The organism is Flavobacterium sp. (assembly GCF_044341265.1).
Taxonomy (GTDB): Bacteria; Bacteroidota; Bacteroidia; order Flavobacteriales; family Flavobacteriaceae; genus Flavobacterium.
In genome coordinates this window covers 1-3,793 of record NZ_JBIISA010000066.1, presented here as the reverse complement: position 1 = coordinate 3,793, position 3,793 = coordinate 1, and the positions used below count along the sequence as shown (strand labels likewise).

Sequence of the window (3,793 nt, the reverse complement as noted above, 5' to 3'; positions counted from 1 at the left end):
AACAAATTTACCGATACAAATAACTGTGGTGTAAATGTCTTTTTTCCTTGCATGAGTAAATTTAAAAAAAATCAAATTTATTTACAAGGTTTTGTATATTTGAGTTGTGCAACATGCACAACGGTTTCAAGAAATGGCGTGTCTTGGGATTTATTTGAAATGGAAAAGGTTATTAATTTAAAGTTTTTTTTATATTTGTGAAGGCTTGGTCTTGGTTCATCGCAACTTCATGAAGCAGCCTAACGTTACCTGCAAGCTTAAGAGAACCAAAAACAATGAGAAGAACAATAATACTTTTACTGACAATTTTTATCTCAAACGTATCTTACGGACAGAGAACTGAAACAGTTTACTTGAATGAAAAAGACAGCACCTCAAATATGTTCATAGCTGTTTTTCCAAAAAATGAAATTATAAAATCGTTTATGATACTGTTAGATGGTTTTGGAAATTCACCAAATAGTGCATTATCACAAACAGAAATTCCAAAATTTGCCTCGAAAAATGGCATTTTAACAATTATGCCAGTTTTAAAGACAGGCTCTTCATATTGGGGAAGCGATATGGCATCTCAAGAATCACTAAAAGAAATTATTCATCTTGTTGTTTCTAAATATCAACTCAAAGACAAAGATTTATATATTGGCGGATTTGGAATTGGCGGGACTTGTGCTGTAAAATATTCTGAATTAGCAGTTCAAGAAAATTATGAAATTAAACCCAAAGCAATTTTTGCAATTAATCCAATTCTTGATTGGGAACGTTATTATAATGGAGCAAAAAGAGTTATAAGACTTTCAGACACTACAAAAGTTAATGATGAAGTTTTCTATATGATAAGCCGAATAGAAAAAGAAATGGGCGGAACACCAGAAACAGCATTGGAAAATTATCATTCTCAATCACCGTATTCGTTCTCTGACAGCACACAAAAAGCAATAAAAAACTTAATCAAAATTCCAATAATAATTATTTCAGAACCTGACATTCAGTGGTACTTAAAAGAACGTAATTATGATTGTTCATATAACAACATTTTTGACCAAGTAGCAATGATTAATGAGTTACAAAGATTAGGTAACAAAAATGCTGTTTTAATAACGACAACAAATAAAGGTTACAGAATGCCGAATAAAGTTAGACATCCTAATTCTTGGAGCATTGCAGACCCGAAACAAATAATAAAATGGCTACAGAAAATCTGATAACAAAGCCAGTAGGTAACAGCCGTTTGTCAAGATCGCTAATTTTGTAGTAAATTCACGTTTACTTTTCGCAATAAATTTTATCTTTGATAGAAAATAATCAGTTCCGAAGTTCGTAACCTCGCTAAGCGCCGGAACGTTGGTGGTAATTTTAAAACAAAACCGCAGAAAAAAAGTAATTTATGAGAATAACAATTTTGATGTTTTTTTTATTTGTAGCTAATTTATACGCTCAAAATAAATATACTTTAAATGTGGGCGAAATAAAACAAAAGAAATATCATACTACATTTGATTTTGAAAATGTAAAAGGAAAAATAATCATTGACGTTAAAATCAATAATAAAATAAGGAAATTTATTTTAGACACTGGTGCACCTACCTCAATAAGTGCTGAAATTAAATCAGAAGGAAAATTTAAGCACATTATAAATTCAGAAGTTAAAGATGCAAATGGTAAAAGTGCAAATATTGATGCTATTCAAATACCTGAATTTTCAATAAACGGTTTAGTGTTTTTAAATAATTATGCTTTACAAATTGAAGATACGTCTTTTTTTAAATGTTTTAAAGTAGAAGGAATAATTGGAAGTAATTCTCTGAGAAATTCCGTAGTTGAATTTGATTTTAAAGCTAAAAAAATCACCATTTCGAGTAACTATAAATCATTTGAATATGGAAAAATCAAAGAAAATGAATTGATTTTTAAAGATTTTCAAAGCACTCCAATACTAAAAGTTAAGATGAAAATGGGTTATTTAAACTTTAGTGAAGAAGTTGTCTTTGATTCAGGTGATGATTCATTTTACTCAATTTCAACAAATAATTTAAATCAATTATTATCATTAATTAATGAAAAGAAAATGCCAGAAGAATTGCAAAACACAAGTCAATCTGATTTATTAGGTATTATTGCAAGTTCAAATGGTAGTTTTTCTATGAGTCTATTTGGTAATGAAACAGAGAACAATCATTATAAATTCAAAATTCAAGATTTTGCCTTCGGAACAACTAATTTTGACAATATAATTGCTACAACAACTTATGGCAGTAATTCAAGAATTGGTTCCGAAATTCTCAATCACGGCAAACTTACTTTAGATTACAAGAAAAAGAAGTTTTATTTTCAAGAATACGACAATCAAAATGAAATTAATGTAAATCATAAGTTTAAAAGTATTTTTCCTTCTTTTGAAAACGATAAATTCATTATAGGAATAATTTGGGACAGCAATTTAAAAGATAAAATCAAAGTTGGAGATGAAATAGTAAAAATCAACAACATTGAATTTAATAAATTAACAAAATGTCAAATTATGAGAATGTCATTTGATGATTTTAAAGACTTTGACAACTTAAAAATTGAGTTGAAAGATAAAGAAACAAATGAAATAAAAATAGTTGAAATTCAGAATTAAAAAAAACTACCACCAACACACGTTTGGCAAGATTGCGAATTTTGTAGTAAATTCACGTTTACATTTCGCAAGAAATATTATCTTTAACATAAAATAATCAGTTCCGAAGTTCGCAACAGTGCAAAGCGTGGGAACGTTGGCAGAAATTATATTTACTATGAAACACTTCTTTTATACTTTGCTTTTTGTGTGTACTTTTACCAATGCACAAGAATATCAATTTGATTATGAATTTCAATATAATATTTTGGTAAAAGGTGAAAACAGCGTTGACATTCGTTTTGTAAATTCAAAGGATGATTCTTTTTATTTATTTGTACGAAGAGATTCTGAAAATAATCTTTTCGCTAAATTATGTGATTCAAAAAATTTAAAAATTCATATTTTCAAAGTTAGTGCAGATGGCGATAAATTTAATTTCGAATATGAAAAAAGCGATGTCTTTTATTTTGATAAAAGTAGATTTAAAAAATATGACTATCGAATTACAAAAAAAGAAAGTAAAAAAGAAGGGTTAGATACATTTCAAATCGATATATATAAAAATAAAAAAAGTAAAAAAAGTATAACATCAATAAATATTGAATCAAAAAAAGATGCTAATAATTTTTTTCCTGCATTCAGAAAATATTTACATCCTTTTGAATTTGAGCAATCTTTTTTTATTCCTGAAAATTACGTTATTGTCAAGGCAGATTGGGTAAATATAGGAGGAATCAGAGTAAATTATTTTTTAAAACAAATGAAAGCGTCAAGTTTTACATTGAAAATTTAATAAAAACTTCTGCTAACAGCGGTAGCTTTTGCACAACCACCATTTTTTAAAAATAAAATCGTAAATTATAAAAAAACAACCAGCTCTGCGAAGTCTCCTGACTTCGTAGCAATAGTAAACATAGGCTTGCGCTTGCGCTTCTATCTTCGTGGAAAATACTCAGATGTCTTCACTCCTATATTTAAATTTAATTTTGTAGATTTGTTTTGGTCAGTTCCGGCAGCAGCAACAGACGGAAAGCTGTATACGTTATAGCCAGTTACATATGACCTCTCGTCCTAAAATAGGTTGACTAAAAATTAAACACTTTTAGTATCCTATGGAAACACCAAAAAAACAACCATGTCGAAAAAATGAGTATCAAAAAGTAAGCTTTGATCTCAAACTGTCCATTA

The 3,793-nt window shown here is 28.4% G+C and carries 3 protein-coding genes; all 3 read left to right on the top strand.

The genetic code is table 11. From position 1 onward, the window contains the following. Window positions 1-275 precede the first annotated feature (275 nt). The 3 genes from ACIQ06_RS16000 to ACIQ06_RS15990 all read left to right on the top strand — a co-directional run bounded on the left by ACIQ06_RS16000 (window position 276) and on the right by ACIQ06_RS15990 (window position 3,398). Window positions 276-1,205 (top strand): alpha/beta hydrolase, encoded by a 930-nt coding sequence (locus tag ACIQ06_RS16000; protein WP_396147932.1) that lies wholly within the window; start codon window positions 276-278, stop codon window positions 1,203-1,205. A gap of 182 nt (window positions 1,206-1,387) precedes the next feature. Then, entirely contained in the window at window positions 1,388-2,623 is a 1,236-nt protein-coding gene (locus ACIQ06_RS15995; RefSeq protein WP_396147931.1) for a retropepsin-like aspartic protease, read from the top strand. 247 nt (window positions 2,624-2,870) lie between these two features. Further along, complete coding sequence (locus ACIQ06_RS15990; RefSeq protein WP_396147929.1) at window positions 2,871-3,398, top strand: hypothetical protein; 528 nt, start codon at window positions 2,871-2,873, stop codon at window positions 3,396-3,398. The last annotated feature ends 395 nt before the right edge of the window (window positions 3,399-3,793 follow it).